6 protein-coding genes are annotated in these 13,726 nt (G+C 43.7%); 1 reads left to right on the top strand and 5 read right to left on the bottom strand.

Annotation, left to right across the window (positions count from 1 at the left end):
• Window positions 1-28 precede the first annotated feature (28 nt).
• The 4 genes from DW917_RS06125 to DW917_RS06110 form a co-directional block, all read right to left on the bottom strand.
• Window positions 29-3,142: a TonB-dependent receptor gene (locus DW917_RS06125; protein ID WP_118117160.1), complete on the bottom strand. Its 3,114-nt coding sequence runs from the start codon at window positions 3,140-3,142 to the stop codon at window positions 29-31.
• 178 nt (window positions 3,143-3,320) lie between these two features.
• Complete coding sequence (locus DW917_RS06120) at window positions 3,321-4,823, bottom strand: substrate-binding domain-containing protein (protein WP_118117159.1); 1,503 nt, start codon at window positions 4,821-4,823, stop codon at window positions 3,321-3,323.
• A gap of 154 nt (window positions 4,824-4,977) precedes the next feature.
• Entirely contained in the window at window positions 4,978-6,879 is a 1,902-nt protein-coding gene (locus tag DW917_RS06115) for a GH32 C-terminal domain-containing protein (protein ID WP_118117158.1), read from the bottom strand.
• Between the two features lie 168 nt (window positions 6,880-7,047).
• The gene (locus tag DW917_RS06110) at window positions 7,048-9,315 is read right to left on the bottom strand and encodes a TonB-dependent receptor (RefSeq protein ID WP_370453518.1); all 2,268 of its coding nucleotides are present in this window, start codon (window positions 9,313-9,315) and stop codon (window positions 7,048-7,050) included.
• A 298-nt stretch (window positions 9,316-9,613) separates the two neighbouring features.
• On the opposite strand from DW917_RS06110, the gene dinB reads away from it, so the two are divergent.
• Window positions 9,614-10,732: a DNA polymerase IV gene (gene dinB / locus DW917_RS06105; protein ID WP_118117156.1), complete on the top strand. Its 1,119-nt coding sequence runs from the start codon at window positions 9,614-9,616 to the stop codon at window positions 10,730-10,732.
• Between the two features lie 5 nt (window positions 10,733-10,737).
• Here dinB and DW917_RS06100 read toward each other — a convergent pair whose 3' ends face one another.
• Complete coding sequence (locus DW917_RS06100) at window positions 10,738-13,542, bottom strand: substrate-binding domain-containing protein (RefSeq protein WP_233524647.1); 2,805 nt, start codon at window positions 13,540-13,542, stop codon at window positions 10,738-10,740.
• Window positions 13,543-13,726: the final 184 nt, after the last annotated feature.

Below are 13,726 nucleotides of genomic sequence, written 5' to 3'. Positions count from 1 at the left end.
TGGAATTCTCTTTAAAATATGAAACATTTTAGAAACCTACTTGAAGTCCGAATGATACGGATGTTGAAAGTGGATAGTTCCAGTTTGGATTCTCTGGGTCTGAACAGGTCAGGCTATTGCTCTTGATGGTCAAAAGATTCTGACCTGAGAGATAGACACGGGCACTGGTCATCTTCAACTTAGAGAGGATGCTGCTTGGGATAGTGTAACCCACCTGCAAGGTGCGCAACTTCATGTAAGAACCATTCTCAACGAAGTAAGTGGAAGCACGACCCTCATCAGCTGTATTCATGGTGCTCAGACGTGGGATAGAAGAACCGGTATTGTTGGTATTCCAAGCATCAAGCAAACGGGTTCCCTTGTTAGAACCACTATCAGTAATAGCCCAGAAGTCGGTCTGGAACTTTTGGTTGTTATACACATCCTGGTCATAGACACCCTGCCAGAACATACTGAAATCAAAGCCCTTGTAGTTGAGAGCAATATTCAAACCATAAGAGAAGGCTGGCACAGGGTCGAAAATCCAAGTCTGATCATCTGAAGTAATTCCAGGTTTACCATCTAAGTCCTTGTATTTCAATCCACCGACACGTGCGTTTGGCTGTCCAGACTTATCTACTTCTTCCTGATTCTGGAAAATACCATCGGCTACATAACCTACGATAGAACCATATGACTTGCCACTCTGCACCAGGTTTTCCTTAGATGTGTGAGCATAAGCACCTGTTGTTGATGCTGGCAAATAAGTAACCTTGTTGCGGAAGAAATCCAGATTACCGTTCACGTCGATGCCAAGTCCATTAGCCAAGGTCTTGCGATAGCCCACGGTGAACTCCATACCCCAGTTGCGGAGCGAAGGACCATTCTGCCATGAATTTCCACCTTCACCTGTTGCACCCAGATAAGCAGGATTAATCAACATATCCTTTACATTCTTAATATAGGCATCCACTGTACCATAGAGGGTATTGCCAAATAGGGTGTAATCCAAACCTACGTTATACTGGGTAGCAGCCTCCCATTTCAAGTTAGGGTTAGCCAACTGTGTGGCACGATAACCAGAAGGGAAGGTACCTGAACCTTGCAGGAAGAGGTCGTATGCAGTAGAGGTTACACGGTCTAATCCGTAATCCACTACATAAAGACCAAACTGTGCATTGTTGTCGATAGCCTGGTTACCCGTCTGACCCCAAGAGAGTCGCAACTTGGCATCATCCAACCAATCCTTCTTCAGGAGATTAGAGAATCTGAAGCCGAGTGATGCAGCAGGGAAAGTACCCCAGCGATGAGCCTTACCAAATCGGGATGAACCATCATGACGGATAGTGAAGGAAGCCAAGAGGAGATCATCCCAGTTGTAGTTCACCTTTCCAAAGAAAGAAGCCAGGCGATACCCTACCTTCGCACCCGAGTTACGCATCGTTCCAGTTGCAGCATTTGGCCACATATAATCTTTATCTTCCAGCGCATAGCCTTCTGAATAGGCAGAGAAATCGATAACCGACTGCTTGGAAAATTCCATACCACCGAGTACATCGATGTTGTGCTTGCCTATCTGGGTAACGTACTGGGCTGTGTTAGACCATGTCCAGTTAGTCTCATTGTTATTCGAGAGCGTTGTCTTGGCGATGTCATTGTTGACAATATCGGAATGATAAGTATTCGTCATCGCATTGATAAACGATGTCTTGAAATCCAAACCGAAGTTAGAGCGCAGGGTCAATCCCTTGACAGGCTTCAATTCTACGAAAGCATTACCGAAGATGCGCCAGTAGTCGAGGTGGTTGTTGCGGTTCTGATATTGCTCACGACAAGGGTTTTGACGGTCGGCCATACTACCCACAGGACCTGCGAAGGTCTTGCCATCTTCTTCGTAAACAGGAACGATGGAAGGCATCTTCAAGGCATTCTCCATCGGATGGCAATCAACCTGAGAGGTATAAGTCAATGTTACATTTTCACCTACGGTTACGATCTTGTTTAAATTCCAAGAGGTGTTCAAACGAGCTGAGATATTCTCGAAGTCGGTATATTTCAAGACTCCCTCATTGTTCTTGTATCCCAAGGAGAACATAGCGCTATGCTTGTCATTGGCATGAGATACAGAGAGGTCGTAGTTCTGCGAGAAACCTGTACGAGAGATTTCATCAAGCCAGTCTGTATCCGAGAATCGCATGGTCTTCTTGGCATTGATGTAGCCATCATATCGACCATTGATAGTATAGTTCTGATACTGGTTGGTAGCAGGATTCCAAACGGTGATTGGAGTTCCAGAGGCTGCATTCAAGTTGATGCCGTAGTTGGCAGCATAAGCCACAGGATCGAGTCCATCGTTCAGGGCTGCCTGAGCCATCGCAGTAGCATACTGGCTGGAGTTCATCAGCTTCATCTTCGACTGGTTAGAATAGAACTGTGCAGTCAGGTTGGCAGAGAAGTCAACAGCAATCTTGCTACCCTTCTTACCTTTCTTTGTGGTGATGATGATGACACCATTCGATGCACGTGAACCATAGATAGAAGCCGAAGCGGCATCCTTCAAAACCTGCATACTCTCTATATCATTTGTATTGAGGGTATTCAATGCCATAGTGGTAGGCACACCGTCTATGATATAAAGAGGGTCCTGAGAAGAGTTGAAAGAACCGATACCACGAATACGCACGGTTCCAGAACCAATAGGAGAACCATCGGTAGTAACAGTCATACCAGGAACACGACCCTGCAAAGCACGCATCGGGTCAGTCTCGGAATTTGTCTTTAGATTTTTGGTTGAAACAACAGCCACGGAACCGGTCAAATCGGCCTTTCGCTGAGTGGTATAACCTGTTACAACTACTTCCTGCAAGTCGTTGGCATCTTCCTGAAGTGTTACCTCCATATTATCTGAAGCCTTTACTTCTTGCGTCTTATATCCAATATAAGATATAATAAGTGTGGAACCAGGAGCACATTCGACATGGAAGTTACCATCAAAGTCGGTAACAGTACCAGTCTTTGTTCCTTTCACCATGACAGATGCACCAATGACGGTTTCACCTGTGGCATCTTTGACGATACCATTTACATTAACCTGCTGTGCACTTGCAATAGTACAAACAGTACAGAGCGCAGAGCTCATCAGTAATTTTGAAAGATTGTTCATGTTTATTTAACGTTTTAAGTTTCAAAATTGTTATTGTTTGATTTCTGCTGCAAAATTAGGCAAAGGGCAGAGATATAAATAGAAAAAATCGTTCCTGTAACAGTAATTGTGTTACATGAAACGATTTTCGAATCTTTCGTCAAGATTTTAAAGTACTTATTTTAAAGGAGTTAGAAAACTATTCCTTATTAGATGCCTGTTCATTTCTAAAATCGGTAGGAAGAACACCAAACTGCTTCTTGAAGCATGATGAAAAATAGCCAGGAACTGCAAAGCCTACTTCTGCCGAAACTTCAGAGATTGTCTTGTCTGTTTGCTGCAAGAGGGTATAGGCTCTTTGCAGTCTCATCTCTTTCAGGAGCTCGGCAGGCGTTTTTCCTGTCATAGCCTTCACCTTGCGATAGAGCTGCACCTTGCTCAACTGCATCTGGGCTCCCAAATCATCCATCTTCATATCAGCATTGCCCATATTCTCAAGAATCTTCTTCTTGAAACGGTCCATGAAGTAACGATCACTCTCATCCAGGTGATTCAATTCAGTAGCCCAGCCCTCCTTGTTCTCGATGAATCCACGAGCCACGGCTTTCTGTTTCTGCAGCTTCTTTCTATATACCTTATATATATAGTAGATGACAAAGAGCAGAACCAATACGATGACGATGGCAACAATAATCATCCATTTCTGAATACGGGAAACCTCTGAATAAGAATCAAGGCTGTCAGAAATCTGATCCAGAATCTTCATCTTGGCTTCCAAATCCTGATATTGTAGGGCGATGGCATCGCAGTTTTCCTGGGTAGCAAGAAATGATTTCATCACATTATCCTTCTTATAGGGTTTACCCTGAAGGATATTCATCGCCAATTCCATAATCTTTTCGCCCTGGGTAGGATAGACATAAGAAGCTGCAAACTGTCCTCTCTTCACTCTATCCACTCCTTCCCATTCTCCAGGCAATCCATCAATGCCTACTATCAGCATCTGCTTATCAATGCCTCGTCTCTCTGCTTCCAGAAAGGCTCCTATGGCACCTAAGTCGCTATGTCCGAACACGCCATCCGCATGTCCGCCCTTATCCAGATATTGCTTCATTAACTCCTGGGCACGCTCCATCTTCCAGTTGCTTTCTAGGGTAACCACCTTGATTCCCGGATAATTCTTCATCACCTCGTGGAAACCACGATGGCGCTCAATGACAGGGGAAGCATCCTTCAAGCCCGTAATCTCAACAACGGTACCTTTTCCATCCAGTTTACTGGCAAGAAAGCGGGCTACTTCCCTACCCGCTTCTACATTATCGCCACCGATGGAAGCTGTATAATGTGGTGTCTTTACCTTTCTGTCGAAGAGGATAACCGGGATATGCGCACGATAAGCTCGCTCGATGGCAGGTGTTACATCATTCACGTTATCAGGAGCCACCACGATTAAATCTACCTTCCTGGCTATCATACTGTCTATCTGGCGAGCCTGGCGTTGCCCGTCATTCTCTGCAGTAGTAAACAGCAAATCCACATTCTTATATTGATACTGCGCCAGTCGCATCTCATTATTCACCTTCTCGCGCCAAACTCCGCTGCAACATTGCGACACACCAATCACCATCTTCTTCTGGGTGCAAGAACCTAAAAGAAGAATCAGACAAAATAGTATAGTTAAGTTTTTATAAAGTCTTTTCATCAATAGTTGTATTTATTATGAGCGCAAAAATACTAATTCTTTTTGAAACGACCATCGTTTTATCAGAAAAAAGAGCCACAACCCGAACATATCCAAGTTGTGACTCAATACTATTAACACTAATATCAACTATTTATTATATCATATTTATATTTTACAAACCAAGTTTGTAAACCTTCACATTTTTGAACTCAGCATTGCCATCCTTGGAGTAGAGCTTCACATTCTCGTATGGAGCTACAGGGAACACGAGGTTGGTCATGGCGATACGGCCGCCATCTACGAAGAGTTCTACAGATGACTTATCTACGAAGATATCTACATGATAGGTCTTCTTGCCATCCTCGCAAAGGCTCAATGGAGCCCAGGTAGCGAGAGCGAAATCATTCTTGTAGTTGATGGAATTGGCTATGCGGGCAGGCTCCTTGCCTTCTGCAGCACGCTGCTTATCCCAAGCCAACTCGATATCATGAGGAACCGCCTGCTTGCCGAAATCGGTCAAACCACTCTCGGTTCTATCCATCACAACCTTTCCCTGCTTCATATCGAAATAAATCATAGTGCGCTCACGCTTGTTGTTTGAAATCTCAATACCAGCAATGCCGTTGGCATTAGGAGTTACATCAGCCTCAATTTCGAAAGCACCATTCATATTGGCTGCAACACCAGCAAGCATCTTTTCGTCGGAAACAGAAGCATCTGCCACATTCTTGGTGTCCTTACGCAATGCATAAACCTCTGGAGCTACATCTTCTGAAACATAATACTTGCCGTTCTTTTCGTAGAGTTTCAACTCACGTGGCAATCCGTTGGCACCACGATTCTGCTTGAACGGAGTAAGGTTGGCATACTGCCAGTTGCTCATCCAGGTGATACCCAATACTCGGTCGCCTGTGTTTGAGAAGGTAACGGTGGCATAATGATCCTTACCCCAATCGAGCCACTTCACATCGTGGGCATCAGGACAGGTGAAGTTCTTGCCGTCGAAATCGCCTACGAAATACTCGGTAGCACTGCCACCAAACCAGCAGCCTGGGTTGATATTCATTGTCATCACCCACTTCATCTTCTTCTTATCACCATTTACAGGTAACTGGAAGAAGTCTGGGCACTCATACTGGCATGGCTGCTGACCCAATCCCTTACCAAAGGCACTCACGTAAGTCCATTTCTTGAGATTCTTTGACTTGTAGAAGCGGGTCTCTTTATCAGCAGAAACAATCATATACCAGCATTTTCCCTTCTCATACCAGAACACCTTAGGGTCACGGAAGTCCTTCAAACCGTCGAATGGAGTCAACACTGGGTTGCCCTCGTACTTGGTAAAGGTACGACCATTGTCGTTACTATAGGCGATGCACTGCACCTCATCATGGTTTACACTACTGTTGTTGGTATAGATGGCGATGATGGCATTCTTGCCGAAACCTGCCGTATTCTTCTTATCCACAACCGAACTACCAGAGAAGATATGACCTACAGGGTCGCGGGCGATGGCTGGATCGAGGTGTTCCCAATGAACGAGGTCCTTGCTTACGGCATGTCCCCAGTGCATATTGCCCCACTTGCTTCCGTATGGGTTATACTGGAAATAGAGATGATACTCTCCATCCTTATATACCATACCGTTAGGGTCGTTCATCCAACCATAGAGCGGAGTGAAGTGATAAGATGGACGATAGTAATCGGTGTTGGTAGTATCGAATGTATTGCTGAGCTTGAGCAAGCTGAGAGCCAAGGCATCCTTCTTCAAACCGAGAATCTTGACGGTAGCGGTCTTACCCTTGCCCAAGGCAAATGGCACGAAGTAATCAGAACCATTCTGAGCCAGGCGAACGTCCATCCAGGTATCATCCTTAGAACCTGTATCGAGCAAAACCTGGGCCTCATCCTTCTCTTCCTGGATAGGGAGAAGAAGATACTTGGTAGGATTCTCCACCTTGATGATAGTAGTATCACCCTTTTGTTCGATATTCATCTTCTGTGCAAAAGCAGAAGTTGTAGCTGATGCCATCAGCATGAGGCAGGCAGCCTTCATCATATTGTTCGTTTTCATTGTTTAATTATTGTTTAGTTCGACTTATGATTGATAGATTTGCACTATAAATGCAAAGTTGTTATTCTAAAAACGTTGTATTTTTCTTATACTATCGACAGCCCTATACCTTAATTATATATATATATATAGGAGCTGCCGATGGTGTTAATTGAAGATTTAGAGCGATTAAAACTTCAAAGAAGCTGTAAACTCTATTGTGAATGGACGGAGATAACTACCCGTCATAATCTGATTTTTGATTCCCTTGGCCTCATCCTTGGTAATCAGCTCGGCACCTGCGATACTACCCTTGGCACCAGTCTGGTTGAGGAAGTTGACTACGGTGCAGCCGAGAGCCAGACGCTTGGTTGCCTGCCAGTTCAAACCTCCGAAAGTCTCCCAGTGACCATTGAAGTAATATGCCTCGTTGATGTTGGCGTAGGTCTTGCTGAAGTAACGGAAGCTGGTCCAGAGCTTGATGTCCTTGGTAATCATGTAGCTTGGATCCAACTCAATGAGAATCTGAGGAATCTCTGCTACGATATTGCCTGTGGCGTTGATTTTGCCAACATAGCCATCGTTGAAGGTGATGCTGGTTTCATACTTCTTGTAGGTAGGCTTCTGATATGTGAAGAGGAAGTGGAAATCAAATCCCTTGAATGGATGAGCCACAGCGTCGGTTGTCCATCCCCATGTCTGGATATCGTAAGCCAAAGGAGCTGCCTTAATCTCACTGCCATGCTGCAAGTTCAGAGTTGAATTGTTGTTGGTCTTGGAAATGTAAGAGAACAACGAAGTCAAACTCAACCAAGAGTTATTGTAGTAGATACCAGCACGACCCAATGGTACTGAGATCTTGTCCGTATTTGGCAATGTTGCTGGAGCAAAAGCCTCGAACTTAGGATGCTGCACGATGTAAGTGAAATCACCAGTGAAGCCGAAGTTATCGGTCAACTTATAAGTTGCTGCTACAGAGAAATCGTAGTTCAACCAACTGTAACTCAAGTCTGCAGGAGCAATCTTGGTTCCGTCAGCAGCCGTAGCACCGAGATGGTAATCAGCAAAACGACCTACAAAATCACCCTGCGCATTCTTCACTGCAGCGTTTTCACCCTTCAGCTTCTGCCACTCCAAACGTGCACCATAGTAGAGGTTCAACTTATTGGTCACGTCCCAATCGTGAGTGAAGTAAAGAGCCAGTTTGTTTTCGCTTCCCTTGTAATACTCAGAGGCATTCTTGTTGAAATCGTAGAAATAGCTGTTACGCTGGTTAGCATCCCAGACACGCAACGCATAACTGCCATCCGCAGGAACACTCTGGTCATACATGGTTGTATTTGAGCAATAATCGATATGGTAGAACCACTCATTCACGCCGATGCGGAAGGTGGAAGTTCTGAATTTCTTGCTGAGTTCGGTGGTGAAAAGAGCCTCATCAATCTTACCGGCATTGAGACAGGACATACGGGTCTGCACATACTGACCATCGTAAGCCTTAGTCTGTCCGTCGATGTCGCGATACATATAATTATATACGCCCTTGTTAGCCTCGTTCTTCAAATCGATGATAGACATTGGTGACTGGTAAACCATCGCACCACGTGAGTGATCGTACTTCAAGGTAGCCTTCCAGTTCAAACCGTTGTCAAAACGGTAGTTGTTCATCAGAGTTACCTCGCTTGTCTTGTTCAGACAGGCATCATAGAGAGAAGTCTGCTTCAACTCACCAGTACGCATATCACGATAGGTCATATCATTATCTACAGGAAGATAAGAGGTGGTTCCGAGCTTGAAGTTGCCATACTCCTTCACGCTTCCATCACCTACATAAATGAATGGAGCACTCTGGGTAGCATAGTTATATACGTTGTGGCTGTTGGCATACTTATACATAGCAGTAAACTCACCACGGTTGCCGTTATACTTCTTTGTAAGGAGCGCCTTGTAAATCTGAGTACGATCCTGATAAGGAGTTGACTTAATCTTGAAGGTTCCTGGGTCGAAATCCTGATACATATTAAAGCTGTAGTACCAGTCGCTTCCCAAATCACCATTCATATTCAAAGAGAATTCCTGCAATCCGAAGTGATTGCTCTTATAATTCAAAGTACCATTGAAACCTTTCTGTCCCTTCTGGGTGAAAGAATTCACAGCATAACCGATATTACCTGTAGTGATAGCTGTTTCAGCAATCTTGAGCAAACCCTGATGGCTCAAACTTGCATCACCACGCCAAATCGTATTTACAGAATGAGGATTGGTTGCATAAGTAACAGGCAAACCATTTTCCAACACATTGACATCGGCTGATGGAAGACCAATCTGAATCTCACGAGGACCATTCGCACTGGCTGCATTCAACATCACATTACGATTACCTTCCTCCTTAGAGTTGGTATTGTCGTCTTGTGCTAAAACTGAAGAGACATGAAGTAATGAAAGCGCAAGCACCATGGCTGCTGACTTTCTCATAGAATAGGTATTCATAACCTTAATGTTTTAATTGTTAGCGTTATTGTTTTGATTTCTGCTGCAAAATTATATAAAGGTCTAAACACATACTTAAAATATACTTTCATCTGATATAACTTTCCGTTCATTGCAACAAAATTAATAGCCAATGAACGTTTTTTATCAGCAAAAGAAGCACCTGAAGCATCTAATAAGCAAAATTTTCTAAAAGATTTGTTTCAAAAAAGAATAAAACAGTATCTTTGCATCAGATTGAGATAAGTCGGATTACAACAAGACGATGGAAGAACGCAAGATCATACATATCGACATGGATGCCTTCTTTGCGGCTGTAGAGCAAAGAGACAATCCGGAACTTCGGGGCAAACCGGTAGCGGTTGGCTTCGACGGTCCACGTGGTGTGGTTTCTACAGCCAGCTATGAGGCAAGGAAGTATGGCGTTCACTCGGCGCAATCCATCGCTCAAGCCAAGCAGCGCTGCCCTAATCTCATCATCGTGCCCTGCCGGCATGATTATTACGCTAAAATATCCCATCAGATACATCAGATATTCCAGGAATATACCAATCTCATCGAACCCATCTCCATAGATGAAGCCTTTCTTGATGTAACACAGAATAAGAAAGGGATAGAACTGGCGGTGGATATCGCCAAAGAAATCAAAACCCGTATCAAGGAAGCAACCGGACTCACCGCCTCGGCTGGCATCAGCTACTGCAAGTTTCTCGCCAAAGTGGCTTCTGATTACCGTAAACCTGATGGTATCTGCACCATCCATCCAGACAAAGCGCTCGATTTCATCGCCCAGCTACCCGTAGAGGATTTCTGGGGCGTGGGCAAGAAAACCTTGCAAAAGATGCACTTCATGGGTATCTTCAACGGAGCTGACCTACGGAAAGTATCCGAGGAACATCTGGTTGAAGTGTTCGGAAAAGCCGGTCATATCTTCTATGACTTTGCCCGTGGGATAGACAACAGACCTGTTATCACAAGCAGAGTGAGGAAGTCTGTGGGATGCGAACAGACTTTTCTGGAAGATATCTATAAAAAAACGGCAGTCATCATAGAACTCTATCATTCAGTACTTGAACTCCAGGAGCGGATTTCCAAGAGTGGGTTTGAGGGTAGGACATTAACTTTAAAGGTGAAGTTTTCCGACTTCACCCAGATTACCCGCAGCATTTCACAAGAGAAAATCCTGAAGGAAAAAGAAGAAATACTCCCACTTGCCAAGCGATTGCTCCAACAAGTGGATTACTCCGCCAGCCGCCCTATCCGCCTTCTCGGCTTGTCTGTAAGCAATGCTACTTCAGAAGAAGCAAAGAAAGAGGACAGGGAAAACAGTAGCCAAGGACCAGAATACCGGGAACTGGAACTGGAGTTTGAAGATTGGGAATAAAGACTTTAGTTATTCCCTACTTCTCCTGGCAACATACCATATTCTTCCTTAAAGCACTTCGTAAAGTAAGAAGGTGCAGAAAAACCGACTTCATAGGCAACCTCTGAAACACTCATACTACGGCTTTCAAGTAGTCGTTTAGCCTTGGCAAGACGAGCCTTGCGAAGCAAATCTACTACAGAAGAACCCGTCATCGCTTTCACCTTGCGATAGAGCTGCACACGACTCAAGCCGATTTCTTTACCAATATCCTCTACGCCAAACTCACTGTCAGAAAGATTCTTCTGGATAATAGCATGAAGTTGATTGAGGAACTGCTTGTCTCTATCTTCCAACTGGTTCATAGCTACTTCCTGTTCTGCTGTTTGAGAAGTCTGATTGAAAATATTCTCAAAATGACTCTTCAGCAATCTTCGCTGCTTGAGAAGGTTTTCTATACGGGACAAAAGAACCTTGCCATGGAATGGTTTGGTAATGTAAGAATCAGCACCATACTCATAACTTTGGGCACGATGCTCATCCAAATTTTTAGCAGTGAGCACAATGACAGGAATATGAGAAGTGATGGTCTGGGTTTTCAACTGCCTTGTAAATTCCAAACCATTCATCACAGGCATCATGACATCACAGATTACCAAATCAGGAACTTCCTTCCGGGCGATTTCCAACCCTTCCTTACCATCGGAAGCCTCAAAGATATAAAACTTATCCTGCAAAAGCGTGCGAATATATTGACGAATGTCATTATTATCATCAATCACCAATAAAGAAGGTTTATTTCCTTGCTCATCCAATAACTTCTGGAGTTTTCCATTTTGTTTATTTCCATCGTCGATATACTGCAGATCAGACTCATTAATCGTCATTTTACCTACTGATAATGAAGTACTTTCAGAGTTATCCACAATTTCCTCATCATTGTGGATAACCTGTGCATCACCTATCTGTTTACAAGGAATAACTACTATAAAATTGCTACCCTGATCCGTTTTGCTCTCCACCCAAGCCTTGCCATGATGTAACTCCACAAACGACTTGACAAGGGCCAATCCGATACCCGTTCCACTGGCAGCACCTTTGGCCTGAAAGAAACGTTCAAACACCTTTTCAGCTTCTTCATGAGAAATTCCCATACCCGTATCACGCACATCGATACGGAAGAAATCCTTATAAGAATTGATGGTCTCGGCAGATAAACCTTTAACCTGATGAGGATCAACCGTTTTTAAAGATACAAATATATCGCCTCCAGCAGGAGTATATTTCAAGGCATTGCTTAAGAGATTGAATACTACACGAGCCATTTTCTCTTTATCAGCCACAATTTCTCCCTGCCTCTTAAATTCTTCAACATCCAGATGAAGCGTGATATGCTTGCGTTCAGCTGCCAGCAGGAAATCACTTGTCCAAAGCGTCAACGCCTTTACAAGGTCAAAACGATAAAGTTCCAAATCCATCTTTCCATTCTGAATCTTGCGGAAATCAAGAATACTTCCTACTAACTGCTGAAGTGCCAAGGCATTACGCTGTACCATCTTCAGCAAATCTCTTGCTTTCCCCTTGATACTATTATCCTCCAAAAGCATCTCTACCGGATCTGCTATCAAAGTAAGCGGCGTGCGAAGTTCATGACTGATGTTGGTAAAGAATACCAAGCGGGAATTAGTTAATTCCATAACTTCATCATTCAAGCGCTTTAGCTCATCATTTTTCTGTCCCAATTCGCCATTAACCCTTTTCAGTTCATCGTTCGTATTTGCCAGTTTTTCGTTCAACTTTACTTTAACAACATAACCTCTGAATATCAGCGCTGCACCAGCAATACAGATAAAAAGAAACAGACATAAGCCTATCAGCATGACTTGCTGAGAATTATAGTCAGCAAGATACTGATCAACTTGTTTGTGCAAAGTTTTCAGATTCCGTGCCTGCCGCTCAGCATCTCTTGCTTCCATCAAAGTAAGCTCAGCATTGGCCTTGGTAATAATGGAAGTACTCAGATAATTATCCTTCTTGTAGGGTTGATGATTTAATATCCTCATAGCCAAGGCAATAACCTCATCGCCCTTAGTAGGATAAAGATAGGATGCATCAAACACTCCATCACGCACGAGTTCCAGACCCCCACCCTCGGTTGCCATACCATCCACACCGGTATATTTATAATTGCGGTTTACGCCCATCTGCTTAGCAGCCACGTATGCACCCCAAGCCAAGCGGTCGTTATGAGCAAAGACGAAATCAAAATCCTGCGTCTTTTTCAGTATTTTCTTCATTGCACGAATACCGCTTTCCTCCTTCCAATCTCCACCAGCAGAAGCTACTACTTGAACATCCGGATAGGATTTAAGCGCATCCATAAAACCACGATGACGCTCCAAAGCAGGGGAAGACCCTTCAAGTCCGCGAATCTCAACAACACGTCCCTTACCCTGCAATTGCTGAGCTATATATTTGCCCATAGAGTTACCTATCTTATAATTGTCACAACCTATGAAAGCTGTATATTTATCAGTATTGGACATACGGTCATACAAAATCACAGGGATTCCCTTGTCATAGGCACGCTCAACAGCCTTGGAAATGGCACTCATCTGATTAGGAGAAATAATCAGCAAATCTACACCTTCATCTACAAACTGGTTGACCTGCTTGTTCTGCAACACATTATCATCATTCGAAGAAGCAAGTTTCACAATAATAGAATCATTGAGGTATTCTCCCATCTTCAACTCATCATTGAGTTTATCGCGCCAGATATCCTCAGAGCATTGGGATACTCCGACGACATATTTCTTTGGATGCTTCACGCAGCCAACAGTAAGTAAACAGCCAACAAATCCAATTAATACAATTATTATAAAATGGAATAGTCTGGTATTATAACACTTCATAAACTTAGAAAATTTAAATAACCATATTGCAGTTTATCCCTCAAAAGGCATTTTTACTAATACCTAAATTCCGCAGCATTTTAGTTTAACTTATTTTATA

Origin of the sequence: Prevotella sp. AM42-24 (assembly GCF_003461825.1) — a bacterium.
Classification (GTDB): Bacteria; Bacteroidota; Bacteroidia; order Bacteroidales; family Bacteroidaceae; genus Prevotella; species Prevotella hominis.
The sequence above is the reverse complement of the archived record's forward strand: the minus strand, read 5'-3'. Positions and strand labels throughout refer to the sequence as shown.

Coding starts and splice junctions, on each gene's coding strand:
- DW917_RS06125 (WP_118117160.1), bottom strand. CDS start 3,142: ATGAACAATCTTTCAAAATTACTGATGAGCTCTGCGCTCTGTACTGTT.
- DW917_RS06120 (WP_118117159.1), bottom strand. CDS start 4,823: ATGAAAAGACTTTATAAAAACTTAACTATACTATTTTGTCTGATTCTT.
- DW917_RS06115 (WP_118117158.1), bottom strand. CDS start 6,879: ATGAAAACGAACAATATGATGAAGGCTGCCTGCCTCATGCTGATGGCA.
- DW917_RS06110 (WP_370453518.1), bottom strand. CDS start 9,315: ATGGTGCTTGCGCTTTCATTACTTCATGTCTCTTCAGTTTTAGCACAA.
- dinB (WP_118117156.1), top strand. CDS start 9,614: ATGGAAGAACGCAAGATCATACATATCGACATGGATGCCTTCTTTGCG.